The sequence below is a fragment of the Micromonospora sediminicola genome (genome assembly GCF_900089585.1).
In the GTDB taxonomy this organism is placed as follows: Bacteria; Actinomycetota; Actinomycetes; order Mycobacteriales; family Micromonosporaceae; genus Micromonospora; species Micromonospora sediminicola.
This window is the reverse complement of record NZ_FLRH01000003.1, coordinates 2452197-2478254: the sequence shown is the minus strand read 5'-3', so window position 1 is coordinate 2478254 and position 26058 is coordinate 2452197. Positions and strand designations below refer to the sequence as shown.

Annotated in this window: 21 protein-coding genes; 8 read left to right on the top strand and 13 right to left on the bottom strand. The window is 72.8% G+C overall.

All coding sequences use genetic code 11. The features are described 5' to 3' along the window. Positions 1-35 precede the first annotated feature (35 nt). Positions 36-1703 (top strand): right-handed parallel beta-helix repeat-containing protein, encoded by a 1668-nt coding sequence (locus GA0070622_RS12195; protein WP_091573410.1) that lies wholly within the window; start codon positions 36-38, stop codon positions 1701-1703. 18 nt (positions 1704-1721) lie between these two features. On the opposite strand, the gene GA0070622_RS12190 is transcribed toward GA0070622_RS12195, so the two are convergent. The 3 genes from GA0070622_RS12190 to GA0070622_RS12180 form a co-directional block, all read right to left on the bottom strand. Further along, the gene (locus GA0070622_RS12190) at positions 1722-2639 is read right to left on the bottom strand and encodes an ATP-grasp domain-containing protein (RefSeq protein ID WP_091573409.1); all 918 of its coding nucleotides are present in this window, start codon (positions 2637-2639) and stop codon (positions 1722-1724) included. 9 nt (positions 2640-2648) lie between these two features. Continuing rightward, the gene (locus GA0070622_RS12185; RefSeq protein WP_013287454.1) at positions 2649-2981 is read right to left on the bottom strand and encodes a hypothetical protein; all 333 of its coding nucleotides are present in this window, start codon (positions 2979-2981) and stop codon (positions 2649-2651) included. 315 nt (positions 2982-3296) lie between these two features. Beyond that, entirely contained in the window at positions 3297-4256 is a 960-nt protein-coding gene (locus GA0070622_RS12180; RefSeq protein ID WP_091573408.1) for a heme o synthase, read from the bottom strand. A 262-nt stretch (positions 4257-4518) separates the two neighbouring features. Here GA0070622_RS12180 and tkt point away from each other — a divergent pair, with 262 nt between their 5' ends. The 6 genes from tkt to pgl all read left to right on the top strand — a co-directional run bounded on the left by tkt (position 4519) and on the right by pgl (position 12923). Continuing rightward, positions 4519-6657 (top strand): transketolase, encoded by a 2139-nt coding sequence (tkt, locus tag GA0070622_RS12175; protein WP_091573407.1) that lies wholly within the window; start codon positions 4519-4521, stop codon positions 6655-6657. Between the two features lie 16 nt (positions 6658-6673). Then, positions 6674-7852 carry a transaldolase gene (gene tal, locus GA0070622_RS12170; RefSeq protein ID WP_091577232.1) on the top strand — a complete coding sequence of 393 codons (1179 nt, stop codon included), beginning with the start codon at positions 6674-6676 and terminating at the stop codon, positions 7850-7852. Positions 7853-7932: 80 nt separating this feature from the next. Continuing rightward, a complete protein-coding gene (locus GA0070622_RS12165) occupies positions 7933-9507 on the top strand; it encodes a glucose-6-phosphate isomerase (RefSeq protein WP_091573406.1) in 1575 nt (524 codons plus the stop codon). A 50-nt stretch (positions 9508-9557) separates the two neighbouring features. Continuing rightward, the gene (gene zwf, locus GA0070622_RS12160) at positions 9558-11072 is read left to right on the top strand and encodes a glucose-6-phosphate dehydrogenase (RefSeq protein WP_091573405.1); all 1515 of its coding nucleotides are present in this window, start codon (positions 9558-9560) and stop codon (positions 11070-11072) included. Next, on the top strand, positions 11069-12085 hold the full coding sequence (locus GA0070622_RS12155) for a glucose-6-phosphate dehydrogenase assembly protein OpcA (protein WP_091573404.1): 1017 nt from the start codon (positions 11069-11071) through the stop codon (positions 12083-12085). Before zwf ends, GA0070622_RS12155 begins: the two co-directional genes overlap by 4 nt. A 67-nt stretch (positions 12086-12152) precedes the next feature. Then, positions 12153-12923, top strand: a complete 771-nt coding sequence (gene pgl / locus GA0070622_RS12150) for a 6-phosphogluconolactonase (protein ID WP_091573403.1) — start codon at positions 12153-12155, stop codon at positions 12921-12923. A 65-nt stretch (positions 12924-12988) separates the two neighbouring features. Here pgl and GA0070622_RS12145 read toward each other — a convergent pair whose 3' ends face one another. The 8 genes from GA0070622_RS12145 to rapZ all read right to left on the bottom strand — a co-directional run bounded on the left by GA0070622_RS12145 (position 12989) and on the right by rapZ (position 20021). Further along, positions 12989-13333: an RNA polymerase-binding protein RbpA gene (locus GA0070622_RS12145; RefSeq protein WP_091573402.1), complete on the bottom strand. Its 345-nt coding sequence runs from the start codon at positions 13331-13333 to the stop codon at positions 12989-12991. A gap of 130 nt (positions 13334-13463) precedes the next feature. After that, positions 13464-13724 (bottom strand): preprotein translocase subunit SecG, encoded by a 261-nt coding sequence (gene secG, locus GA0070622_RS12140; protein WP_091573401.1) that lies wholly within the window; start codon positions 13722-13724, stop codon positions 13464-13466. 95 nt (positions 13725-13819) lie between these two features. Continuing rightward, positions 13820-14611 (bottom strand): triose-phosphate isomerase, encoded by a 792-nt coding sequence (gene tpiA, locus GA0070622_RS12135; RefSeq protein ID WP_091573400.1) that lies wholly within the window; start codon positions 14609-14611, stop codon positions 13820-13822. Continuing rightward, positions 14612-15805, bottom strand: a complete 1194-nt coding sequence (locus tag GA0070622_RS12130; protein ID WP_091577230.1) for a phosphoglycerate kinase — start codon at positions 15803-15805, stop codon at positions 14612-14614. It lies immediately after the preceding gene. A gap of 5 nt (positions 15806-15810) precedes the next feature. Further along, complete coding sequence (gene gap, locus GA0070622_RS12125) at positions 15811-16815, bottom strand: type I glyceraldehyde-3-phosphate dehydrogenase (protein ID WP_091573399.1); 1005 nt, start codon at positions 16813-16815, stop codon at positions 15811-15813. A 264-nt stretch (positions 16816-17079) separates the two neighbouring features. Next, positions 17080-18060, bottom strand: a complete 981-nt coding sequence (gene whiA, locus GA0070622_RS12120; protein ID WP_018788213.1) for a DNA-binding protein WhiA — start codon at positions 18058-18060, stop codon at positions 17080-17082. 54 nt (positions 18061-18114) lie between these two features. After that, positions 18115-19116, bottom strand: a complete 1002-nt coding sequence (locus tag GA0070622_RS12115; protein WP_091573398.1) for a gluconeogenesis factor YvcK family protein — start codon at positions 19114-19116, stop codon at positions 18115-18117. Next, the gene (rapZ, locus tag GA0070622_RS12110; protein ID WP_369700232.1) at positions 19113-20021 is read right to left on the bottom strand and encodes an RNase adapter RapZ; all 909 of its coding nucleotides are present in this window, start codon (positions 20019-20021) and stop codon (positions 19113-19115) included. The genes GA0070622_RS12115 and rapZ overlap by 4 nt, the downstream gene beginning before the upstream one ends. Before the next feature lie 226 nt (positions 20022-20247). On the opposite strand from rapZ, the gene recQ reads away from it, so the two are divergent. Continuing rightward, positions 20248-22089, top strand: a complete 1842-nt coding sequence (gene recQ, locus GA0070622_RS12105) for a DNA helicase RecQ (RefSeq protein ID WP_091573397.1) — start codon at positions 20248-20250, stop codon at positions 22087-22089. A 47-nt stretch (positions 22090-22136) separates the two neighbouring features. Here recQ and GA0070622_RS12100 read toward each other — a convergent pair whose 3' ends face one another. After that, on the bottom strand, positions 22137-22784 hold the full coding sequence (locus GA0070622_RS12100; protein WP_091573396.1) for a C39 family peptidase: 648 nt from the start codon (positions 22782-22784) through the stop codon (positions 22137-22139). Between the two features lie 1256 nt (positions 22785-24040). After that, positions 24041-25981, bottom strand: coding sequence for an excinuclease ABC subunit UvrC (gene uvrC / locus GA0070622_RS12095; RefSeq protein WP_091573395.1), 1941 nt, complete (start codon positions 25979-25981; stop codon positions 24041-24043). Positions 25982-26058: the final 77 nt, after the last annotated feature.

The following is a 26058-nucleotide window of genomic DNA, read 5'->3' as shown; positions in this document are numbered from 1 at the left end:
CGGACCACGGACCGTACGCCCGAGGGGAGCTCCCGGTGTCGCGCAAGGGCCTTGCCACGACCACCCTGCAGCGGATGACCCCGGTGGCCGGCGCCCCGCTGTGGTGCGACGCCCGCGAGTTCGGGCTCACCGGCGACGGGGTGACCAACGACCAGCCGGCCCTGGCCGCGCTGGTCGACCGCCTCGGCGCCGGCTACGACGCCGACGGCCGGGCCCGGGTGATCTACTGCCCGCCGGGCCTCTACTCGATCCGCGACGCCGGCACCGTCTGGCGCAGCGGCGTCTCCCTGATCGGCGCCGGCTCGGCGGCCACCCGCTTCCTGCTCAGCAACGAGGGCAACCGCGCCGCCCCGGTCCCGCTCGCCTACTGGACCACCGTGCAGCACGGCGCGGACCGGCAGCGGCACATCGCGGACTGCACCTTCGCCGACTTCGAGATCGACGGTTCCGGGGTGGCCCAGACCGCGTACGACTACCTGGCCAAGGGCCTCGGCCTGCAGTACGTCGTCCGGGGCGTGTTCCGCAACCTGTACATCCACCACACCGGGGCCACCGGCCTGGGCTGCGACTTCCTCCAGGACAGCCTGATCGACGGGGTGGTCGTGGTGGGCTGCGGCCGACTGGACAACGGCCAGCAGTGGGGCGGCGCCGGGATCGGCGTGGGCATCGGCGGGTGGGGCGACGTGGAGCGGCTCACCATCGCCAACTGCACCACCGTCGGCAACGGCACCAACGGGATCTTCCTGGAGCTGCAGAAGGACTACTGGGAGCCGCCGCGCGGCATCCGCATCATCGGCTGCCACAGCCAGGCCAACCGGTTCGGCATCTCGGACTGGGGCGCGGACGGCCTGATCGTCTCCGGCTGCACCATGACCAACAACCTGGAGGCGGGCTTCGACGTCTCGGCCAACGGCACCGCCGGCATCGCCGGACGCGGCGGCCTGCTCACCGGCAACGTGATCGACTGCAACGTCGGCGACGGCATCAGCATGGGCAACACCCCCGGGCCGTACGCGGTGCAGGGCAACCGGATCAGCAACAACGGCGGGTACGGCTACCACGAGCACGACCTGGGCCACGGCTACCGGGGCGCGGCCGCGGACGTGGTGATCGAGGGCAACGACATCCGGGAGAACGCGCTGGACGGGATCCGGATCGACCGGCCGATGCTCGACGCCTCGATCGTGGGCAACCGCATCCGGGACAACGGCCGCCGCTCCGCGCCGGCCCATCGGGGCTCCGGTGAGGCGGTGCGCTACGGCCCGCGCGAGGTCACCGACGGCGCGGCGGACTGGCCGGCCGGCGGCCACCGGGGCAAGGTCGTCCGGGTCGACTCCCGCGACGCGGTGGTCGCCGACAACACCGGCAACCGGCTCTCCCTGGCCGAGGTGCGGCCGGACGGCATGACCGGGTGGAACGAGGCGGTCCCGGAGCCCGGCGCGGCGTACGAGCTGCCCGACGGGCCGCCCGCCTGCGCCGGGATCACCATCGCCGCCCCGTTCGACTCCGCCACCGTGCGGAACAACCGGATCTGGCACCGGGACGCCGACAGCCAGACCTACGGGCTGTGGGTCACCGAGGCGGGCAGTTGCGTCTCCTGCGCCGTCGAGGACAACGACCTGGCCGGGACCCGGGCCGCCCTGCGGCTGGACACGCCGCCGATCGGCGGTCGGTGGGACCGGAACCACACCGACCGCGACTGACGGCCCCCGGGCGGCTGATCAGGGTCGGCGGGCCAGGTGGGCGACGACCGCCTCGGCGAGCCGCTCCGGCGCGCCGTCGGCGTGGCCGACGAACAGGCTCGGCTCGGTCAGCTCCAGCTCCACCAGCACGGGCGTGCCGGCCGGGCCGGGGATCAGGTCGACCCGGGCGTAGAGCAGCCGGTCGGCGCCGCCGGGGACGGCGGCCAGGACCTTCTCGGCGACCGCCAGCTGCTCCGCGGTGGCGGTGCGGGCGTCGATCCGCTCCTCCTTGTAGAGCGCGGCCTCGCCGAGGTCGGGGCCGGTCAACATCGGGCCCTTGCGGATCGCGTGGCTGAACGCGAGGCCGTCGGGGCCGGCCAGGAAGAGCAGCGCCGTCTCGCCGGCGGTGTCCACCGCGTCCAGGTAGGGCTGGACCATGGCGATCCGCCCGGCGTCGCCGAGACGCCGCACGTGCGCCGACGCCAGCTGCCGGTGTTCCGGGTCGGTCAGGTCGTAGCGCCCGGTGTCCTGGCTGCCCGCGCTGACCGCCGGTTTGATCACGTGCTCGCCGTCGGCGGGCGGCGTCCAGCTCTCCCCCGGTGCCACCCAGGCGGTCGGCACGGTGGGCGCGCCGGCGGCGGACAGCTCGGCCAGGTAGCGCTTGTCGGTGTTCCAGGCGACCACGTCGGCCGGGTTGGCCAGGGCCGGGACGGTGCGGGCCCAGGCCACGAACTCGTCCCGGCGCAGCGCGTAGTCCCACGGCGAGCGGAGGACGACCAGGTCGTAGCCGGTCCAGTCGACGGTCGGGTCGTCCCAGACCGCGATCTCCGCGGTGACGCCGCGGGCGTCGAGCGGGGCGAGCGCGAGCCGGTCGTCCGGGTCGAGGTCGGGCAGCGCGGCACAGGTGACGAGAGCGACCCGGGGTTTCCCCCGGATCGACTGGTGGTGTGCGGTCATGCGGTTATGTCAACGGGCCATCGTGCGCCGGGCCATCGACCGCCAGAGGTCGTTGCTCGGACGCATCTGGTCCATCAGCTCACGCTCCCAGGCGTTCTCGACGTCGACTCCGGCCTTGGCGCAGGCCTGCCGCGCGACGTCCGTGCCGTCGGCGAACTGGTCGGCCCACACCCCGTCGGAACCCACGAGGACGATCCGTGCGCCGCGCTTGCCGACGTACTCGATGACCGCCTTCGCGCCGCCGTGCCCGGCGGCGAACGACTTGATGCCCGCGACCAGGCCGTTGGGGGCCTGCTCCGCGGTCTTGTCAGCCGTCAGCGTCGTATCGGAACCATCTGCCATGACGCGAAGCCTAAGCAGAGTTCCACCCGGATGTGCGAGAACGATGAACTGAATGTGATGCCAATTACCCATTGGTTTAAGGAGAACCACAGGTAATTTGAGCGCTCTTGTCGCTTATATCCGGGCGAAACCGGCGGGTGAGATAGTCACACTCTGTCCCGGTTGGCCCCGTCCGGTGGACTCGGAAAAAATTTCTGATGAACCGCCTCACGTGCGGAAACCATCCACCCGGGTCAAAGAGCCGGACCCGTGCGGTGATCACGCGGTAAGGGTGGTGTCCCCAGCGGGACGAGAAGACGTGCCGGAAGCGCCGGGTCAGAGCAGGGCGTCGAGGGCCACGGCGGCGAAGAGGATGGTGAGGTAGGTGGTCGACCAGTGGAACAGCCGCATCGGCTTGACCGCCTCGCCGCGCGTCGCGCGCCGGCACAGCTTGTGCGCCTCGACCACGAAGATCCCGCCGACGACCAGCGCGGTCACGCCGTAGATCGGGCTCATGCCGAGCGGCCAGACCGCCAGCGAGGAGAGCAGCGTCAGCCAGGAGAACCCGATGATCTCGGCGTTGACCCGCCGGACCGACGCCACCACCGGCAGCATCGGGATGCCGGCCCGCGCGTAGTCGTCCTTGTACTTGATGGCCAGCGCGTAGAAGTGCGGCATCTGCCAGAAGAAGACCACCGCGAACAGGCCCCAGGCGGCCGGGGACAGCGAGCCGGTGACCGCGGCCCAGCCGATCAGCACCGGCGCGGCCCCGCAGACGCCGCCCCAGAACGTGTTGGCGGCCGTGGTCCGCTTCAGCCAGAGCGTGTAGACCAGGTCGTAGTAGGCGATCGCGGCCAGCGTCAGGCCGGCCGCCAGCCAGTTGGTGGTCGCCGCCATCAGCGCCACCGAGACCGCCGCCAGCACCAGACCGAAGACCAGCGCGCTGCGCGGCGACACGGTGTGCGCGGGCAGCGGCCGACGCTTGGTCCGCCGCATCAACTGGTCGATGTCCCGGTCGATGTAGCAGTTGAGCACGCTGGCCGCGCCGGCGGCGAGCGAGCCGCCCACCAGCACCACGGCCACCAGCCACAACGACGGCATCCCGCCGTCCGCCAGCATCATCGCCGGCACGGTGGTGACCAGCAGCAGCTCGACGATCCGCGGCTTGGTCAGCGCCACGTACGCGGCCACCACGGCCCGTACGTCCCGCCGCCCGGTCGCCGGCGCCTCCGCCACCGTGCCCACCGGCGACTGCCCGGCAGGGTTGCTGACGGGGCGCTCGGTGATCATGCTCACGGATTGCCACCTTCCGGCATCGGCGGGGGAGGTCGGTCGGCCCGGACCCGTCCGGGCCCACACACCGCCCCACACACTACGCGTCGTCGTTTTGGCTGCCCCGCAGACCCGGCAACGGTGCGGGCCGTCACACCCGGGGTTGAACGCCCGATCGGGCCGGAACCGTAGAGAACAGCATGCCGAGATCCCCGGGCGGACGTTTAGCGACGCTCGATAGGGTCATCAGTAAGGGTTCCGCCCATCTGCCGAGGAGCACATCAACGTGGCTGCGAAACGACCCGAGCTTCCCGCTCTCCACTGGTCCGACCTCGACCGCAGGGCCGTCGACACGGTCCGCGTGCTGGCCATGGACGCCGTGGAGAAATCCGGCAACGGCCACCCGGGCACGGCGATGAGCCTCGCCCCGGCGGCGTACCTGCTCTTCAACCGGGTCATGCGGCACAACCCGGCCGACCCGAACTGGCCCGGCCGGGACCGGTTCGTGCTCTCCGCCGGGCACTCCAGCCTGACCCTCTACATTCAGCTCTTCCTCTCCGGCTACCCGCTGGCGCTGGACGACCTCAAGGCGCTGCGCCAGTGGGGCTCGCTCACCCCGGGCCACCCGGAGCACGGCCACACCCCCGGTGTGGAGACCACCACCGGCCCGCTCGGCCAGGGCCTCGGCAACGCGGTCGGCATGGCCATGGCGGCGCGCCGCGAGCGGGGTCTGTTCGACCCCGAGCCGGACCGCGCCGACTCGCCGTTCCGCCACGACATCTGGTGCATCGCCTCCGACGGGGACATCGAGGAGGGCATCACCCACGAGGCCAGCGCGCTCGCGGGCCACCAGCAGCTCGGCAACCTCTGCGTGATCTACGACGACAACGAGATCTCGATCGAGGACGACACCCGGATCGCCAAGAGCGAGGACGTGGCGGCCCGCTACGAGGCGTACGGCTGGCACGTGCAGACCGTCGACTGGCGCAGCGGCGACGCCGACCAGGGCGACTACCACGAGGACGTGGAGGCGCTCTACCAGGCGCTGCTGGCCGCCCGGGCGGAGACCGACCGGCCGTCGTTCATCGCGCTGCGCACGATCATCGGCTGGCCCGCGCCGAACAAGAAGAACACCGGCAAGATCCACGGCTCGGCGCTCGGCGCGGACGAGGTCAAGGCCACCAAGGAGATCCTCGGCTTCGACCCGCAGCAGAGCTTCCAGGTCGACGAGGAGGTGCTCAAGCACGCCCGCCAGGTGCTGGAGCGCGGCGCGCAGGCGCAGGCGGAGTGGACCACCGGGTTCGACGCCTGGGCGCAGGCCAACCCGGAGCGCAAGGCACTGTGGGACCGGATGGCCACCCGTACGCTGCCGACCGGCTGGACCGACGCGGTGCCCACCTTCCCGGCGGACGCCAAGGGCGTCGCCACCCGGGCCGCGTCCGGCAAGGTCCTGGAGGCCCTCGCCCCGGTGCTGCCCGAGCTGTGGGGCGGCTCGGCCGACCTGGCCGAGAGCAACAACACCACCATGAAGGGCGAGCCGTCCTTCGTCCCGGCGGCGCACGCCACCAAGGACTTCCCGGGCGACGAGTACGGCCGCACGCTGCACTTCGGCATCCGCGAGCACGCGATGGGCTCGATCCTCAACGGCATCGCGCTGCACGGCGGCACCCGTCCGTACGGCGGCACGTTCCTGGTGTTCAGCGACTACATGCGCCCGGCGGTGCGGCTGGCCGCGCTGATGAAGCTGCCGGTGACCTACGTCTGGACGCACGACTCGATCGGCCTCGGCGAGGACGGCCCGACGCACCAGCCGATCGAGCACCTGACCGCGCTGCGGGCCATCCCCGGCCTGGACGTGGTCCGCCCGGCCGACGCCAACGAGACCGCGTGGGCGTGGCGGCAGGCGCTGGAGCACACCGACCGGCCGACCGCGCTGGCGCTGAGCCGGCAGGCGCTGCCGACCATCGACCGCAGCGAGTTCGGCTCCGCCGAGGGCACCGCCAAGGGCGGCTACGTGCTGGCCGAGGCGTCCAACGGCAAGCCCCAGGTGATCCTCGTCGGCACCGGCTCCGAGGTGCAGCTCTGCCTCACCGCGCGGGAGCGGCTGGAGGCCGACGGCACCCCCACCCGGGTCGTCTCGATGCCCTGCCAGGAGTGGTTCTACGAGCAGGACGAGGCGTACCGGGAGTCGGTTCTGCCGCGCGGGGTAAAGGCACGGGTGAGCGTGGAGGCGGGCATCGCGATGTCGTGGCGGGCGATCGTCGGCGACAGCGGCGAGTGCGTGAGCATCGAGCACTACGGCGCCAGCGCGCCCTACACCGTGCTCTTCGAGCAGTTCGGGTTCACCCCCGACCGGATCGTGGCCGCCGCGCACGCGGCGCTCACCCGGGTGGGCGACATCACCGGTTTCACGACCGGCAACTGAGGGGAGCGTGGACGGCATGACGGACAGGCTGAGCGAGCTCCAGAACGCCGGGGTGGCGATCTGGCTCGACGATCTTTCCCGGGTACGACTGACCTCCGGCGGGCTGGACAAGCTGCGCCGGGAGAGCCACGTGGCCGGCGTGACCACCAACCCGACGATCTTCGCCAAGGCGCTGAGCGACGCCGACGAGTACGACTGGCAGCTGCGTGACCTGGCCATCCGCGACGTGGACGTCGAGGAGGCGGTCCGCATGCTCACCACGTACGACGTGCGGTGGGCCTGCGACGTGATGCGCCCCTCGTACGACGCCAGCGCCGGCGTGGACGGCCGGGTGTCGATCGAGGTCGACCCGCGCTCGGCGCACGACGCGGACAAGACCGCCGCCGAGGCCAAGGCGCTGTGGTGGCTGGTCGACCGGCCGAACCTCTTCATCAAGATCCCGGCGACCGAGGAAGGCCTGCCGGCGATCACCAGGACGCTGGCCGAGGGGATCAGCGTCAACGTCACGCTGATCTTCGGTCTGGACCGCTACTCGCAGGTGATGGAGGCGTTCCTGGCCGGCCTGGAGCAGGCGCAGGCCAACGGGCACGACCTGTCGAAGATCGGCTCGGTCGCCTCGTTCTTCGTCTCCCGGGTCGACAGCGAGGTGGACAAGCGGCTGGAGAAGATCGGCTCCGACCAGGCGAAGGCGCTGCGCGGCAAGGCCGCGGTGGCCAACGCGCGGCTGGCCTACGAGCGGTACGGCGAGGTGTTCTCCTCCGCCCGCTGGCAGAAGCTGGCCGACGCCGGCGCCCACCCGCAGCGCCCGCTGTGGGCCTCCACCTCGACGAAGAACCCGGACTACCGGGACGTCATCTACGTCGAGGAGCTGATCGCGCCGGGCACGGTCAACACCATGCCGGAGCCGGTCATCCACGCCTACGCCGACCACGGCGAGACGCAGGCGGACACGATCACCGGCGCGTACGACGACGCGCGGCAGGTCTTCGCCGACCTGGAGTCCGTCGGTGTCGACCTGGCCGACGTGATCGCCACCCTGGAGAAGGAGGGCGTGGAGAAGTTCGAGGCCAGCTGGCTGGAGCTGCTCGAGGGGGTCAAGAAGTCCCTCGCCGAGGCGGCCAAGGGCGCGGACCGCCCGCACCGGGCCGCCGGGGACAACGCGCAGGCCGCCCAGCAGGCCGGCGGGAACGCGTGACCGACGGCGTCCGACGCGTCCCGGGGTCCCGCCCCGGGGCGCGTCCCGCCGCCGTACCGTGGAATCGATGAGGTGAGGACGTGAGCGACCTGTTGGCCGGGCCGGCGGACATCGCCGCCGGCCTGGCCGTGCACGGCGCGGACGCGGTCGACCGGTCCGCGCGCGCCGCGCTGGTCGCCCACGACGTCCCCGCGCGGCTGGCCGCCCAGGACCCGACCCTCTGGGGCCCCGGGGCCGAAGCGGCGGCGCGCGCCCGGCTCGGCTGGCTGGACACCCACTGCCGCAGCCGCGACCTGCTCCCCCAACTCGCCGAGTTGACCGCCGAGCTGGGCGACCTGGACCACGTGGTGCTCGCCGGCGACCCTGACCTGACGCTCGCCGCCGAGGTGATCGCCAGCTGCCTGGGCCGGCCGCTGACCGTCCTCGACAGCGCCGATCCGGGCCCGGTCCGCGCGGCGGTGGCCGACCGGCCGGCGCGTACCGTGCTGGTGCTCGCCGGACGGCACGGCCTGGACCGGACCGCCGACGCGCACCTGCGGGTCTGGCGGGCGGCCTGGGACGACTCCGGCCCGGAGGCCGCCCGGCACGTCGTGGTGGTCACCGCGCCCGGCTCCCCGCTGGAGGCGCTCGCCGACGAGCTGGGCGCGGTGGTGATCCCGGCCGACCCGGAGGTGGCCGGGCACTCAACCGCGCTCACCGCGTTCGGCCTGGTCCCGGCGGCGCTCGCGGGCGCGCCGGTGATCGAACTGCTGGACGAGGCGGCGGCGCTGGCCGGCGCGCTCGACCGGGACCGGGACAATCCCGGCCTGGCCCTGGGCGCGGCCCTGGCCGGGGCGGCGGAGCACGGTCGGGCCAGCGTCGCGCTGGTGCCCGACGGCACCGGCCTGGACGGGCTGCGCCACTGGGCCGCCGCGTTGCTCGCCACCGCCGCCGGCGGGCGCGTGCTGCCGGTGGCGGCGGAATCCCCCGACGCTCCCGGCGCCACCGGGGCGGGCGTGCTGACGGTCGGCCTCGGCGGGGCCCTCGGCGCGGGCGTCGCGCCCGGCGTCGCCGCCGACGTCGCGGTCAACGGCCCGCTCGGCGCCCACTTCCTCACCTGGGAGTACGCCGCGGCGGTCGCCGCCGTGGCGCTGCGGGTCGACCCGTTCGCCGAGCCGGCGGACCCGGCCGGCGACGACGAGCCGGCGCCGGACGCCGGGCCGCCGTCGTCCGTCGAGGGCGCGATCGAGGTGTACGCCCCGACCGGCGCGCCCGCCGACCTGGCCGGCGCGCTCCGCTGGCTCTGCGCCGGGCTGGGCGAGGACGAGCACCTCGCGGTGACCGCCTACCTCGACCGGCGGGCCGACGCGGCGGTGACCGGGCTGCGCCCGCTGCTGGCCCGCACCACCGGTCGACCGGTCACCCTCGGGTGGGGGTCGCGTCGCCCGGGCGCCACCGACGCGCGCGGCCGGCACCTGCTGATCACCGGTGCGGTCACCGATGATCTGCCGGTGCCCGGTCGCCCGTACACCTTCGCGGAACTTCAGGCGGCCCGGGCCGCCGGCGACCGGCGGGCCCTGGCCGGCCGGGAGCGACCGGTGCTGCGACTGCACCTGACCGAGCGGGCGGCGGGCGTCGCCCAACTGCTGGATACGGCCGGACGGACACGCACGTGACGATCAATGACCTGGAATCAGCCGACCGAGATGCAGGAGGAGGTGGCCCGGTGAACCCACTGCGCGACCCCCAGGACCGGCGGCTGCCGCGGATCCCCGAGCCGTGCGCCCTGGTGATCTTCGGGGTCACCGGGGACCTGGCCCGGAAGAAGCTGCTGCCGGCGGTCTACGACCTGGCCAACCGAGGGCTGCTGCCGCCCGGTTTCGTGGTCCTCGGCTTCGCCCGCCGGGACTGGGGCGACGGGGACTTCGAGTCGGTCGCCCACGACGCGGCCAAGAAGCACGCCCGCACCCCGTGGCGGGAGGAGGTGTGGGCCCGCCTGGCCGGCAACATCAAGTTCGTCGGCGGCTCGTTCGACGACGACGCCGCGTTCGACCAGCTCGCCGGCACGCTGGACGAGCTGCGCGACTCGCACGGCATCGCGGGCAACGCCGCCTTCTACTTCTCCATCCCCCCGGCGGCCTTCCCGGTGGTGCTCAAGCAGCTCGCCCGCACCGGCATGGCGGACAACGCGAAGTCCGGCGGCTGGCGTCGGGTGGTGGTGGAGAAGCCGTTCGGCAACGACCTGCCGTCGGCCAAGGCGCTCAACGACCTGGTCGACGACGTCTTCACCCGCCAGGACGTCTTCCGGATCGACCACTACCTGGGCAAGGAGACGGTCCAGAACATCCTCGCCCTGCGGTTCGCCAACAACCTGTTCGAGCCGCTCTGGAACTCCAAGTACGTCGACTCGGTGCAGATCACCATGGCCGAGGACGTCGGCATCGGCACCCGGGCCGCGTTCTACGACTCCGTCGGCACCGCCCGCGACGTGCTCCAGAACCACCTCCTCCAGCTGCTCGCGCTGGTGGCCATGGAGGAGCCGACCAGCTTCGACGCCGACGAGATCCGGGCCGAGAAGCTCAAGGTGCTCAAGGCCATCACGGTCCCCCGGGACGTCTCCCGGGACACCGTGCGCGGCCAGTACCTGCCCGGCTGGGTGGGTGGCGAGCGGGCCAAGGGCTACCTGGAGGAGGAGGGCGTCCCGGAGGGTTCCACCACCGAGACGTACGTGGCGGTGAAGCTGGGCATCCAGAACCGGCGCTGGGCCGGGGTGCCGTTCTACATCCGGGCCGGCAAGCGGCTCCCCCGCCGGGTCACCGAGGTGGCCATCATGTTCAAGAAGGCGCCGCACCTGCCGTTCGACGACGCGGACATGGAGTCCCTCGGCCCCAACCAGCTCGTCATCCGGGTGCAGCCGGACGAGGGCGTGGTGCTGAAGTTCGGCTCCAAGGTGCCGGGCACCACGATGGAGGTCCGCGACATCGCGATGGACTTCCAGTACGGCGAGGCGTTCACCGAGTCCAGCCCGGAGGCGTACGAGCGGCTGGTGCTGGACGTGCTCATCGGCGACCGGACGCTGTTCCCCGACGCCGCCGAGGTCGAGCAGAGCTGGCAGGTGGTCGACCCGCTGGAGCACGCCTGGGAGGGCACGACGCCGGAGCCGTACCGGGCCGGTGAGTGGGGCCCCCGGGCCGCCGACGAGATGCTGGCCGCCGAGGGCCGGGCTTGGAGAAGAGCATGATCGGGTTGTGGGACACCACCGGCAACGAGGTGGTCAAGGCGCTGGCCGCGGAGCGACGCAGCGCGGGCGGGGTGGCCAGCGGCATGGCGCTCACACTGATCGTCGTGGTGGACGAGAAGCGGGTCCGGGAAGCCGAGGCGGCAGCCACCATCGCCGCCGCCGCGCACCCCTGCCGGCTGCTCGTGGTGGTCCGCTCCGACGTCGAGCGGGACCGCAACCGGCTGGACGCGGAGATCGTCGTCGGCGGCCGGCTCGGGCCGTGCGAGGCGGTGGTGACCCGGATGTACGGCCGGCTCGCGCTGCACGCCGAGTCGGTGGTGATGCCGCTGCTGGTGCCGGACGTGCCGGTGGTGACCTGGTGGCACGGCGAGCCGCCGGAGGAGATCGCCACCGACTTCCTCGGCGTGGTGGCCGACCGGCGGATCACCGACTCGGCGCAGGCCGCCGACCCGATCGCCGCGCTGAAGCAGCGCGCCCACGACTACGCCCCGGGCGACACCGACCTGGCCTGGACCCGGATCACCCCGTGGCGCACGCTCGTCGCGGGCGCGTTCGACACCACCCAGGCCCGGGTCACCGAGGCGACGGTGGTGGCGCCGCGCACCGACCCCACGGCGGCGCTGATGCGCGGTTGGCTCAACGCCCGCCTCGGCATCGACCCGGCCTGGGAGCACACCGACGAGTTCCCCCGGATGCGGGAGGTGCAGCTGCGCTGCGCCAACGGCGACGAGCTGACGCTGACCCGGGACGACAGCATCGCCGTCTTCCGCCGCACCGGGCAGGAGGACCGGACGCTGCCGCTGGTCCGTCGGCCGCTCGGCGACGAGCTGGCCGAGGAGCTGCGCCGGCTCGACGCCGACCAGGTGTACGCCGAGGCGCTCGGCGCGGCGGCCGGCCTGGCCGGGCTGGACCAGCGCCCGGCGCAGCGGGTGCACGTGTGGAAGGACCCGGCCACCGCCCGACGGGCCGAGGCCGGCGTGACCGCGCACGCGGGCGCGACCGCGAACGAGTGACCGCCCGGACCGGGCGGTCGGACAGCACAGGTGACCGCCGCGGGGCGGTCGGACAGAGAGCACACGGATGACTGAGGCGAGTGTCGCCGTACACGCCGACCCCGACCTGCTGGCGCAGGCGGTGGCGGCCCGGTTGGTGGTGAAGCTGCTCGACGCGCAGGCCGAGCGGGGCCAGGCGTCGGTGGTGCTGACCGGCGGGCGGATCGCCGCGGCGGTCTACCGGGCGGTCGGGCAGCTGCCCGCCCGGGACGCCGTGGACTGGTCCCGGGTCGACGTGTGGTGGGGCGACGAGCGGTTCCTGCCGGCCGGTGACCCGGAGCGCAACGAGACCCAGGCCCGGGCGGCGCTGCTGGACGCGGTGCCGCTGGACCCGGCGCGGGTGCACCCGATGCCGGCGTCGGACGGTCCGGCCGGCGACGACCCGGAGGCGGCCGCCGCCGGGTACGCGCGGGAGCTGGCCGCCGCCGCCCGGCCGGGGCACGCCACCCTGCCCCACTTCGACGTGCTGATGCTCGGCGTGGGCGAGGACGGGCACGTGGCGTCGGTGTTCCCGGAGCACCCGGTGCACCACGACAACCGCCCGGTCAGCGCGGTGCGGGGCAGCCCGAAGCCGCCGCCGGTGCGGACCACGCTGACCCTGCCGGCGATCAACACGGCCGAGGAGGTGTGGCTGGTCGCCGCCGGGGCGGACAAGGCGCGGGCGGTGGGCATGGCGCTGGCCGGGGCCGGATCCCGGCAACTGCCGGCGGCGGGGGTGCGGGGTGTCTCCCGTACCCTCTGGCTGCTGGACCGGGCCGCGGCGGCCGACGTGCCGCCCCGGTCGCGCAGCCTGCGCTGAGCGGTAAGGAAGGGCCCCTTCTTAACGCCTCCGGTAGAGAAGGGGCCTCTTCTTAACGCCTGGGCTCAGGCGCGGCCGCGACGGCGGCGCAGCGCGGCGAGGGCCTCGGCGAGCAGCGCCTCCCCCTCCTCCGGCGTGCGCCGCTCCTGCACGTACGCCAGGTGGGTCTTGTAGGGCTCGGCGCGGGTGCGGCCCGGCGGGTTGCCCGGGTCGGGGCCGGCCGGCTCGCCGCAGCGGGGGCAGTCCCACGACGCGGGCGTCTCCGCCTCGGCGGCGATCAGGAACTCGACCCGGTGCCCGTGGCGGCACCAGTAGACGACCGGCCGGCGCGGCGCCGGTTCGGTGCGCTGGTCGAAACGCTCGGGGGCGGACCCGATCCGGGTGCCGCGGATGACGTTGTTGCTGGGCACGGTTGCTCGCTCCCTGTCGTCGGAGGGGACCGGCGCCGGAGGGGGTCGGCGCCGGGCGACGGGCGGAGAAACAAAACTGCGCGCGGTCCGTGACGGACCGCGCGCAGATTGTACGCTTCTCGGCGCTCGCTCAGGTGCCGCTGCTCATCTGGAGCCGGAGCCAGAGCCCGATCCCGACGATGCACGCGAACCAGACGATCCCCACCAGGACGGTGTAGCGGTCGAGGTTCTTCTCGGCCACGGACGAACCGGCCAGGCTGGAGCTGACGCCGCCGCCGAACATGCTCGACAACCCGCCGCCCTTACCGCGGTGCAGGAGGATCAGCAGGACGAGCAGCACGCTGGTGATGACCAGCAACGTGATCATCGTGTAGGCGAACCAGATCGGCATGGCGGGGGTCAGTCCTCTCGTTACGATCACTGCCCGGACCTGTCGGGCACAGCGGCACCGACCACTGGACGGGCAGCGTCAAGGATAGCGAGCGATCAGCGGGCGGTGTGCTCCGGGAACCGGCAGATCTTCGCGAACTCCTCGGCGTCCAGGCTGGCGCCCCCGACCAGGGCCCCGTCCACGTCCGGCTGCGCCATGATCGCGGCGACGTTCGAGGACTTGACCGAGCCGCCGTAGAGGATCCGGACCTGCTGCGCGGTGGCCTCGTCGTAGGTCTCGACGAGCCGCTTGCGCACCTCGCCGCACACCTCCTGGGCGTCCTCCGGCGTCGCCGTCTTGCCGGTGCCGATCGCCCAGACCGGCTCGTACGCCACGACGACCCTGGTGACCTGCTCGGCGGTGAGCCCCTTCAGCGCGCCGTCGAGCTGGTCGCAGCAGTGCGGCACCTGACGGAGCTGCTCGCGCACCTCCAGGCCCTCGCCGATGCACAGGATCGGGGTGAGCCCGTTCGCCAGCGCCGCCGCCACCTTCGCGTTGACCAGCGCGTCGTCCTCGTAGTGGTACTGCCGCCGCTCGGAGTGGCCGACCACCACGTAGCCGCAGCCCAGCTTGGCCAGCATCGGCCCGGCGATGTCACCGGTGTAGGCGCCCGACTGGAACGGCGACAGGTCCTGCGCGCCGTAGCCGATCAGCAGCTTGTCGCCGTCCACCGCGGTCTGCACGGTACGCAGGTCGGTGAAGGGCGGCAGCACCACGCACTCGACGTCGGTGAGCTGCTTCTCGTTCAGGCTCGCGGCCAGCTTCTGCACCAGCAGGTTGGCCTCGAGGTGGTTCAGGTTCATCTTCCAGTTGCCGGCCATCAGCGGCCGGCGGGTGGTGCTCGCCATTCAGTTCTCCAGGGCCGCGATGCCGGGGAGGGTCTTGCCCTCCAGGTATTCCAGGGAGGCGCCACCGCCGGTGGAGATGTGCCCGAACGAGGACTCGTCCAGGCCCAGCGCCCGCACCGCCGCCGCCGAGTCACCGCCGCCGACCACGCTGAACGCGTCGGCCTTGGTGATCGCCTCGGCCACCCCGCGGGTGCCGTTCGCGAACGCCGCCATCTCGAACACGCCCATCGGGCCGTTCCAGAAGATGGTCTTCGCCTGCGACAGCGCGGCGGCGAAACCGGCCACCGTCTCCGGGCCGATGTCCAGCCCCAGCCGGTGGCTGGGGATGCCGTCGGCCGGCACGGTGTCGTGCGCGGCGTCCGGGGCGAAGGCGTCCGCGGCCACCACGTCGACCGGGAGCATGATCTTGCCCGGGGCGCGTTCCATCAGGTTGCGGCAGGTCTCGACCATGTCCGCCTCCAGCAGCGACGTGCCCACCTCGTGGCCCTGGGCCTTGAGGAAGGTGAAGCACATCCCGCCACCGATCAGCAGCCGGTCGACAGTGGGCAGCAGCGCCTCGATCACGGCCAGCTTGTCGGAGACCTTCGAGCCGCCCAGAACCACCACGTAGGGCCGCTCCGGGTCGCCGGTGAGCCGACTGAGCACCTCCACCTCACGCAGCACCAGGCGGCCGGCGACGTGCGGCAGCCGCGCCGGCACGTCGTGCACACTGGCGTGCTTGCGGTGCACGGCGCCGAACGCGTCGTCCACGTACACGTCGCCGAGCGCGGCGAGCTGGTCGGCGAAGGCGCCCCGCTCGGTGTCGTCCTTGCTGGTCTCGCCCTTGTTGAAACGCAGGTTCTCCAGCAGGGCGACCTGGCCGTCGGCCAACTCCGCCACGGTCGACCGGGCCGAGTCGCCGACGGTGTCCTCGGCGAAGTGCACCGGGGCGCCGAGCAGCTCACCGAGCCGGCCGGCGACCGGACGGAGGCTGAACTGCGGGTCCGGCGCGCCCTTGGGGCGGCCCAGGTGCGAGCAGACGACCACCTTCGCGCCGGCCTGCACCAACGCGCTCAGCGTCGGCAGGACGGCGCGGATCCGGCCGTCGTCGGTGATCTCACCGGTCTGCTTGTCGAGCGGGACGTTCAGGTCGGCGCGCACCAGCACGCGCCGACCCGACACCCCCTCGGCGAGCAGGTCGTCGAGGTTGCGGATCCCTGTCACAGCGAGGAACCGACCAGCTTGACCAGGTCGACGAGGCGGTTGGAGTAGCCCCACTCGTTGTCGTACCAGCCGACGACCTTGACCTGGTTGCCGATCACCTTGGTCAGCGGCGCGTCGAAGATGCACGACGCCGGGTCGGTGACGATGTCGGCGGACACGATCGGGTCCTCGTTGTAGACCAGGACGCCCTTGAGCGGGCCCTCCGCGGCGGCCTTCAGCGCGGCGTTGACCTCGTCCACGGTGGTCTCCCGGCCGACCTCGACGGTCAGGTCGGTGGCCGAGCCGGTCGGGATCGGCACCCGCAGCGCGTAACCGTCCAGCTTGCCCTTCAGCTCCGGCAGCACCAGGCCGATCGCCTTCGCGGCGCCGGTCGAGGTCGGCACGATGTTGAGCGCGGCGGCCCGGGCCCGGCGCAGGTCCTTGTGCGGCGCGTCCTGCAGGTTCTGGTCCTGCGTGTACGCGTGGATGGTGGTCATCAGACCCTTGGTGATGCCGAACGTGTCCTGCAGGACCTTGGCCATCGGGGCCAGGCAGTTCGTGGTGCAGGACGCGTTCGAGATGATGTTGTGCTTGGCCGGGTCGTACTGGTCCTGGTTGACGCCCATGACCACGGTGACGTCCTCGTTCTTCGCCGGCGCGGAGATGATGACCTTCTTGGCCCCGCCGTCGATGTGCGCCTTCGCCTTGGTGGCGTCGGTGAAGAACCCGGTGGACTCGATGACGACGTCGACGCCGAGCTCGCCCCACGGCAGCTTGCCGGGGTCCTTCTCCTCGAACACCTTGATGGCCTTGCCACCCACGGTGATCTCGTCGGCGCTGGCCTTCACCTCGTGCGGGAGACGGCCCAGGATGCTGTCGTACTTGACGAGGTGCGCGAGCGTCGCGTTGTCGGTCAGGTCGTTGACCGCCACGATCTCGATGTCAGCGCCGGACGCCAGCACTGCCCGGAAGAAGTTACGGCCGATCCGGCCGAAGCCGTTGATGCCAACCCGGATGGTCACAGGTCCCATCTCCTCGCGTTCTGGTCCGCCGGCGTCGGAGCCCGGCCGGCGGAGATTGTTCGCCGACCGGTGGAGCCGGCCGTTGACGGTTCATCTCGGCCACCCCGCCGCGGTCCCAGGAGACCAGACCGCCCGAGGCGGTGAGCACGGCGAGGGATGCCTTTGCCGGCCCCCTTGCCGTACGCAGCGACCTTATCCGAGCGCGCGCCGCCGTGCTGCGCCGGGTGGTGATCCCCCTCGCAGCTCGACGCCTCACCGGTCCTATCAGACCACGAGCATGTCGGGCGTGACGGCCGCTTCCGTATCCGGGATGCCCAGGTCGCGGGCCCGCTTGTCGGCCAGCGCGAGCAGCCGGCGGATCCGGCCGGCGATGGCGTCCTTGGTCAGCGGCGGCTCGGCGAGCGCGCCCAACTCCTCCAGGGAGGCCTGGCGGTGCTCCAGCCGCAGCCGCCCGGCCGAGGTCAGGTGGTTGGGGGCGTCGTCGGCGAGGATCTCCAGCGCCCGGGTGACCCGGGCGGCGGCGGCCACCGCGGCGCGGGCCGAGCGGCGCAGGTTCGCGTCGTCGAAGTTGGCCAGCCGGTTGGCCGTGGCCCGCACCTCCCGGCGGACCCGACGCTCCTCCCAGGCCAGCACGCTGGAGTGCGCGCCGATGCGGGTGAGCAGCGCGGCGATCGCGTCGCCGTCCTTCACCACCACCCGGTCCACGCCGCGCACCTCGCGGTTCTTCGCGGTGATGCCGATCCGGCGGGCGGCGCCGACCAGCGCCAGCGCCGACTCCGGCCCCGGGCAGGTGATCTCCAGCGCGCTGGAGCGGCCCGGCTCGGTCAGCGAGCCGTGCGCCATGAACGCGCCCCGCCAGGCCGACACCGCGCAGCACACGTTGGCCGCCACCACGTGCGGCGGAAGGCCCCGCACCGGGCGGCCGCGCACGTCCAGCAGGCCGGTCTGCCGGGCGAGCGCCTCGCCGTCCTTGACCACCCGCACGATGAAGTGGCTGCCCTTGCGCAGGCCGCCGGAGGCGAGCACGTGGATCTCACTCGGGTAGCCGTAGACCTCGGCGATCTCCCGCCGCAGCCGGCGGGCCACCGCGCCGGTGTCCAGCTCCGCCTCGACCACGACGCGACCCGACACGATGTGCAGGCCGCCGGCGAAGCGCAGCAGGGCCGCCATCTCCGCCCGGCGGCAGCAGGGCTTGGGCACGTCGACCCGACTCAGCTCGTCCTTGACCGCAGCCGTCATCGCCATTCCAGCGCCCCCTCAGGACCGGTTCCGGCGTGTCGCCGGTGATTACGTACGTGTCTAACGATCGGCGCCCAGGACAGGCACCAGTGCGGCGCCGAGTGCGGCCGGATCATGACGGGGCGTGCCGTCGGTGACGGCGACGGGGGCGAGGACCAGCCGGGCACCCAGCGATTCTGCCGCACGTTCGACCGCCGCGGGGTCACCCACCGCCGTGGAGTCGGCCAGCACCATGTCCACCTTCAACTCGGGCAGATAGCGCCGCAGGGTGTCCAGATGGTCGGGCAGGGAGAGCCCGGAGGTCTCCTTCTCGGCCACCAGGTTCAGCGTCACCAGCCGGCGGGCCGGGCTGGACACGATCGCGTCGGCCAGGCCCGGCACCAGCAGGTGCGGCAGCACGCTGGTGTACCAACTGCCGGGCCCGAAGATCAGCCAGTCCGCGGCGCGTACCGCGGTCACCGCCTCGGCGCACGCGGCCGGCGCGGCCGGGGTCAGTCGCAGCGACTCCACAGTGCCCGAGGTGACCGCCACCTGGTGCTGGCCGCGCACGGTGCGCACCTCGTCCGGGTGGGCCGGGTCGACGGCGCGCACCCGGGCCTCGATGCCGACCGGCTGGCGGGACATCGGCAGCACCCGGCCGACCGCGCCGAGCATGGCGCCGGCGTGGTCGAGCGCGGCCACCGGGTCGCCGAGCAGCTCGGTCAGCCCGTGCAGCAGCAGGTTGCCGACCGCGTGGCCGACCAGCGGATCGCCCGCGCCCGACGCGACCGGCGCGGCGGGCGTCGGCGCCGGCGCGCTGGCGGCGAAGCGGTGCTGGAAGAGCGCGGCGCTGCGCCGGGTGGCCGGGTGATCCCCGGCCAGGGCGACCAGCGCCTGGCGCAGGTCACCCGGGGGCAGGCCGCCGCGCTCGGCGCGCAGCCGGCCGCTGGAGCCGCCGTCGTCACCGACCGTGACCACCGCGGTGATGTCCAGGTCCAGTCCGGGTACGCAGTGCCGCAGCGCCCGCAACGACGCCGAGAGTCCGTGCCCGCCGCCGAACGCGACCACCCTGGTCGGGGTCATTCCCGCCCCAGGTCCCGGTGCTGCGCGTTGGCGGCGATGCCGGAGCGGCGCAGCCGGGCGGCCAGTTCCTCGGCGATCGCCACGCTGCGGTGCTTGCCGCCGGTGCAACCGACGGCCACGGTCAGGTAGCGCTTGCCCTCCCGCTCGAACCCGGCCGTGGTGGCGTTGACCAGGTCGGCGTAGCCGGCGACGAACGCGTCCGCGCCCTCCTGGCCCAGCACGTACGCGCTGACCGCCTCCTCCCGGCCGGTGTGCTCGCGCAGCTCCGGCACCCAGTACGGGTTCGGCAGGAAGCGCGCGTCCATCACGAAGTCGGCGTCGGGCGGGAGGCCGTACTTGAAGCCGAACGACAGCACGGTGATCCGCAGCCGGCGGGCGTCCTCCCCGCCGAACAGCTCCTCCACCCGGCGGCGCAGCTGGTTGACGTTCAGGTGGCTGGTGTCGATGATCACGTCGGCCTGGTCGCGGGCCTCCTCCAGCAGCGCCCGCTCCACCGCGATGCCGTCGGCCAGCCGCCCGTCGCCCTGCAACGGGTGCGAGCGGCGCACGCTCTCGAACCGCCGGATCAGCACCTCGTCGTCGGCGTCCACGAAGACCACCCGGGGGGAGAAGCCGCGCTCGCGCAGCTCCCGGATCGCCCCGGCCAGGTCGGTGGAGAAGGCGCGCGAGCGCACGTCCAGCACCATCGCCGTACGCCGGGCGGCGCCGCCGGCCTTGAACGCCAGCTCGGCCATGTCGAGCAGGAGCGCCTGGGGCAGGTTGTCGACCACGTAGTAGCCGACGTTCTCCAGCGCCCGCGCCACCGTGCTGCGCCCGCCGCCGGACAGGCCGGTCACCACCACCAGGGAGGTGTCCGCCTCGGCCGGCGCCGGCCGCACCGGCACCGTCTCCGTGTCGGTCGGCACCAGCTCTCCCGCCGTCCGCGCCTCGCTCACCCGCTACCCCCAGCCGTGGCGCCGCGGCCGAGCGGCCGCGCATGGTCAGTCGCCGACTCTAACGGCTGCGACCCCGCCCGGGATTCCACGGGGTGACCACCGGAACAGGCGGTTGCCCGATTTGTCGGGGTACCCGTACCCGCCACACGCCCGCGCGGGACGGGGCGTTGTCGGCGGGCGCTCGTAGACTGCGCGGATGGTCTCCCCCACCGACGAGCGGACCGAGGACGCGCTGCGGGTGTTGCGCCGGGTCTTCGGCTACGACGCCTTCCGCGGCTTCCAGCAGGAGGTCGTCGAGCACGTGGTGGCCGGCGGCGACGCGCTGGTGCTCATGCCCACCGGTGGCGGCAAGTCGCTCTGCTACCAGATCCCGGCGCTGGTCCGCGACGGCGTGGCGGTGGTCGTCTCCCCGCTGATCGCGCTCATGCAGGACCAGGTCGACGCGCTCACCGCGGTCGGCGTCCGGGCCGGCTTCCTCAACTCGACCCAGGAGCCCGCCGAGCGACGCCGGGTCGAGGCGGCCTACCTCGCCGGCGAGCTGGACCTGCTCTACCTCGCGCCGGAGGGGCTCGCGGTGCGCTCCACCCTCGGCCTGCTGGAGCGCGGCCGGATCGCCCTGTTCGCGATCGACGAGGCGCACTGCGTCTCGCAGTGGGGGCACGACTTCCGTCCCGACTACCTCAACCTGTCGATGCTGCACGAGCGGTGGCCGGACGTGCCGCGGATCGCGCTCACCGCCACCGCGACCCGGGCCACCCGCACCGAGATCGCCACCCGGCTCCGGCTCACCGAGGCCCGGCACTTCGTGGCCAGCTTCGACCGGCCCAACATCCAGTACCGGATCGTGCCCAAGCGGGAGCCGCGCCGGCAGCTGTTGAGCCTGCTGCGCGACGAGCACCCGGGCGACGCCGGCATCGTCTACTGCCTGTCCCGGGCCTCGGTGGAGAAGACCGCCGAGTTCCTGGTCGCCAACGGCATCCCGGCGCTGCCCTACCACGCCGGCCTGGACGCGCGCACCCGCGCCGCCAACCAGCAGCGCTTCCTGCGCGAGGACGGGCTGGTCATGGTCGCCACGATCGCGTTCGGCATGGGCATCGACAAGCCCGACGTCCGTTTCGTCGCCCACCTCGACCTGCCCAAGTCGGTGGAGGGCTACTACCAGGAGACCGGCCGCGCCGGCCGCGACGGGCTGCCCTCGACGGCCTGGCTGGCCTACGGGCTGCAGGACGTGGTGCAGCAACGCAAGATGATCGAGACGTCGGAGGGCGACCTGGCGCACCGGCGCAACCTCGCCGCCCACCTCGACGCCATGCTGGCGCTCTGCGAGACGGTCCGGTGCCGCCGCGCCCAACTGCTCGACTACTTCGGCGAGTCCGGCGCGGCCACCTGCGGCAACTGCGACACCTGCCTCGACCCGCCGGAGTCCTGGGACGGCACGGTCGCCGCGCAGAAGCTGCTCTCCACCGTCTACCGGCTCGACCGCGAACGCAACCAGCGGTTCGGCGCCGGGCACAGCATCGACATCCTGCTCGGCAAGCACACCGACAAGATCGACCAGCACGGCCACGACACGCTGAGCACCTTCGGCATCGGCACCGAACTGCGTGACGCCGAGTGGCGCGGCGTGGTGCGTCAACTGCTGGCCGAGGGCCTGCTCGCGGTGGAGGGCGACTACGGCACGCTGGCGCTGACCGAGGCCAGCGCCGACGTGCTCGGCCGGCGGCGCACCGTCACCCTGCGCAAGGAGCCGGAACGGCCGCTGTCCGGCCGGGCCGCGAAGCCCCGGGGCGCGGCCACCGTCGTCGCCGATCTCTCCCCCACCGCCGCGCCGGTCTTCGAGCGGCTCCGTGCGTGGCGCGCGGCCACCGCCAAGGAACAGGGCGTGCCGGCATACGTGATCTTCCACGACGCCACCCTGCGCCAGATCGCCGCCGAGCCGCCGGCCTCGCTGGCCGAACTGTCCCGCGTCAACGGCGTCGGCGAGAACAAACTCGCCAAGTACGGCGAGGGGATCCTCGCGGTCCTCGCCGACGGATGAGAAAGGGCCCGGCCCCGTGGTGGGGTCGGGCCCTTTGCCGTGTTGGGTCAGCTGGTGCTGTAGCCGCGGGTGGCGATCCAGTCGGCGAGGTTGTCGATGCTCATCCGGTAGGAGGCCATGTTGGGGTTGGCGCTGTCGGCGATGGTGACGGTGTTGCCGTTGTCGCGGTAGCCGATGACGCTGATGTAGTGGCCGCCTTCGAAGGAGTGGGTGGTGTTGTCGGTGTCGGTGGCGGTGCCGGCGATGTTGGCCACGACGGCGCGGCCGTCGTCGACGGTGCGGATGATGTCGGCGCGCAGGGTGTCGGTCTGCTTGTCGTCGGCCTTACCGCTCTTGATTTCGACGGAGCGGTAGGGCTTGCCGGTTTCCTTGTTCAGGACCGGGGTGATGTCGTTGATGCTGTTGGTGCCGTTCTCGGTGGTGCCCATTTCGCGGGCCATGGCGTGGACGTCGATGTTCTTGCCCAGGACGCTGATGGCGTTGCGGGTGGCGGCGGGGCCGCAGTAGTAGAAGTTGGGCTGGGCTTCGTAGCGCACGTCGAGTTCCCGCTCGCCGTGGCCCTTGCGGTCGGCGACCACGGTGGTGGTGTCGGTGGGGGCGGCGTGGGCGGCGATCGCGGGGCCGGCGATGCCACCGGCGGTCGCGGCGATACCAGCAGCGGTCAGCACGGTCTTACGCAGCAGGGTGGTAGCCATGATGATGCCTCCCAGGGGGGGGTGGGGGGGCACGGCACGGGGGTGCCGTGTGAAGAGGGGGGAAGTCTGCAAGTCCGGCGGCCCGACAGGGCGTGCACGGGGCCTGCGCGGCGGCCAGCGGGGTGGCCTGCACGGGCGGCTCAGGGGGATGTAACCACCGGCGGGGGCCGGTCATTCCAACCGGGCGGCCTGCCGGGGTCCGGGGTGTGTAACCATCGGCGGGCGGCGGGTCATTTCCGACCGGGCGGCCTGCCGAACCGGGTGTGTAACCACCGGTCCGACCGGGGCCTGGCCTGCCGACTCGACGGTCGGGGCGGCGCGCGGTCTACCCGGTACAACGCCTGACCCCCGGCACCGATTCCACGCTCACGGTGGCGCCGACCACCACCCAACCCGACACACGCGCTCATGGCACCCAGCCACTATGCGCGGCGGCCCGCAGAACCGGACATCAGGGCTCACATCGCCGTCGACGCCCTCTGCGCCGACGTCGGCATCGGGTCGACGGTCCCGAGATCTTGGAAGGTAACGGCCCTCATCGGGGCCGTTTCCTTCCAAGATCTCGAGGCGTCGCGGGCGGTGATCCTGAGGCGAGCAGCCAACACCCCACACGGCGCAGTTGGCATCCGGCCGGCGGACACCACCGACGGGGGCGTCCGGTGACCCCGCACGGGCCGGGCCGTGCCCGTCACGCTGCCTATCGAGCTGATGCCGTCAACGACTCACGCTCCCGTCGCGGGCGGGCACCGGCCCCCTCCCCCCGAGTCGTTTCTGATATCAGCTCGAAAGGCGTTGCGGAGGCGAGTGCTGCGGGCGCCGGGCTGTGCCCGATCCGTCCTGGGTGCGGTGGCGGCGAACAGGGTCGCCGGCTCGATCACACCCCGGGTCGCAGCCACTCGGCGGCCGGCTGGCGGAGAAGCGGATCGCACGGCGCGACGCCACCGGCAGCAGGCCACCTCACACCGCGTGTCCCAGCCAGGGGCATGTCTCCTCTTTGCCGATATGACTGAGCGTCATAGATATGCCTCTGAGGTATATCCGTGTCAGCGCATGCCTCGTGGTCAGGCCGACACGCCCGGCAACCAAAGGGAAAGCCGACCAACCGACCCCAACGCCGGGTCCCACGACAACCACGCCCACCACGACCACGCCGCTACCGATGCCTGCCCGCGCGCCATCCGCCGTACCTCGTCGCCAGGCAGCGCGGAACGCGCCGCGCCGGTGTCCTCGTGCGGCCGGTGGCGCTCCCGTCTACGTCACCCGGCCGGGGTGGCGGCGTCGGAGCCGTCGAGCGCGGCCAGGATCGCCTCGGCCGTCCGCCGGCCGACCCCCGGCACCTCGGTGATCTCCTCGACCGTGGCGGCGGACAGCCGCTTCAACGAGCCGAAGTGCCGCAGGAGCGCCTTGCGCCGGACCTCGCCGAGGCCGGGGACGTTGTCCAGCGCCGACTCGGTCATCCGCTTGGAGCGGCGCTGGCGGTGGAACGTGATGGCGAAGCGGTGCGCCTCGTCGCGTACCCGTTGCAGCAGGTAGAGCGCCTCGGACGTGCGGGGCAGGATGACCGGGAACTCGTCGTCGGGGAGCCAGACCTCCTCCAGCCGCTTGGCCAGCCCGCACAGTGCCACGTCGTCGATGCCCAGCTCGGCGAGCGCCTGCGCGGCGGCGGCCACCTGGGGCGGGCCGCCGTCGACCACCACGAGCTGCGGCGGGTACGCGAACCTGCGCGGCCGCCCGGTGGTCGGGTCGATGCCGGGCCGGTCGGGGTCGGCGGCGGTCTCCTCGCCCAGCTCCCCGGTCTCGGCCCGGGCGTCCAGGTAGCGGGCGAACCGCCGACGCAGCACCTCGGACATGGCGGAGAGGTCGTCGGTGGCGCCGCGCACGATGAACCGGCGGTATTCGCTCTTGCGGGGCAGCCCGTCCTCGAACACGACCATGCTGGCGACCACGTCGGTGCCCTGGATCTGGGAGACGTCGAAGCACTCGATCCGCAGCGGTGAGGTGCGCATGGCGAGCGCGTCGGCGATCTCGTCGAGGGCCTGGCTGCGGGTGGTCAGGTCACCGGCCCGCTTGAGCTTGTGCCGGGCGAGCGCGTCCTTGGCGTTGCGCTCCACCGTCTCCAGCAGCGACCGCTTGTCGCCCCGCTGCGGCACCCGCAGCGACACCCGGCTGCCCCGCCGGGCGGAGAGCCAGTCGGCCAGCGCCTCCGCGTCCCCCGGCAGCTCGGGGACGAGCAGCTCGCGCGGGACATCGGCCTCGCCCTGCTCACCGCCGTAGACCTGGGTGCAGAAGTGGTGCACGAGGTCACCGGTGGTCAGCTCCTCGGTCTTCTCCACCACCCAGCCGCGCTGGCCCCGCACCCGACCGCCGCGGACGTGGAACACCTGCACCGCCGCCTCCAGCGGGTCGTCGGCGAAGGCGACCACGTCCGCGTCGGTGCCGTCACCGAGCACCACGGTCTGCTTCTCCATGGCCCGGCGCAACGCGGCGACGTCGTCGCGCAACCGGGCCGCCCGCTCGAACTCCAGCTGCTCGCTGGCGTCGAGCATGTCTCGCTCCAGCCGGCGGACCATGGTGTCGGTGCGGCCGGCCATGAAGTCGCAGAAGCCGTCGACGATCTCACGGTGCCGCTCGGCGCTGACGCTGCCGACGCACGGCGCCGAGCACTTGCCGATGTAGCCCAGCAGGCACGGTCGACCGACCTGGCCGGCCCGCTTGAAGACGCCGGACGAGCACGTCCGCGCCGGGAACACGCGCAGCAGCAGGTCGAGCGTCTCGCGGATGGCCCAGGCGTGCGAGTAGGGCCCGAAGTAGCGCACCCCCTTGCGCTTGGCGCCACGCATCACCTGCAACCGCGGGTATTCCTCGTCGAGCGTGACCGCGAGGTAGGGGTAGGACTTGTCGTCGCGGTAGCGGACGTTGAAGCGCGGGTCGTACTGCTTGATCCAGGTGTATTCCTGCTGGAGCGCCTCCACCTCGGTGGCGACGGTGATCCAGTCCACCGACTCGGCGGTGAAGACCATCTGCCGGGTGCGCTGGTGCAGGTTGACCGGGTCGGCGAAGTAGGAGTTGAGCCGGCTGCGCAGGTTGCGCGCCTTGCCGACGTAGATCACCCGGCCGGTGCCGTCCCGGAAGCGGTAGACCCCTGGCAACTCCGGGATGGTGCCGGTCGCGGGACGGTAGGTCGAGGGGTCAGCCACGGCCCAAGCCTAGTCCGCACCCCCGACACCCGGCCGCCGCCGCGCCCCCGCCCGCGAGCGGCGGGCGGGGAGGGCGG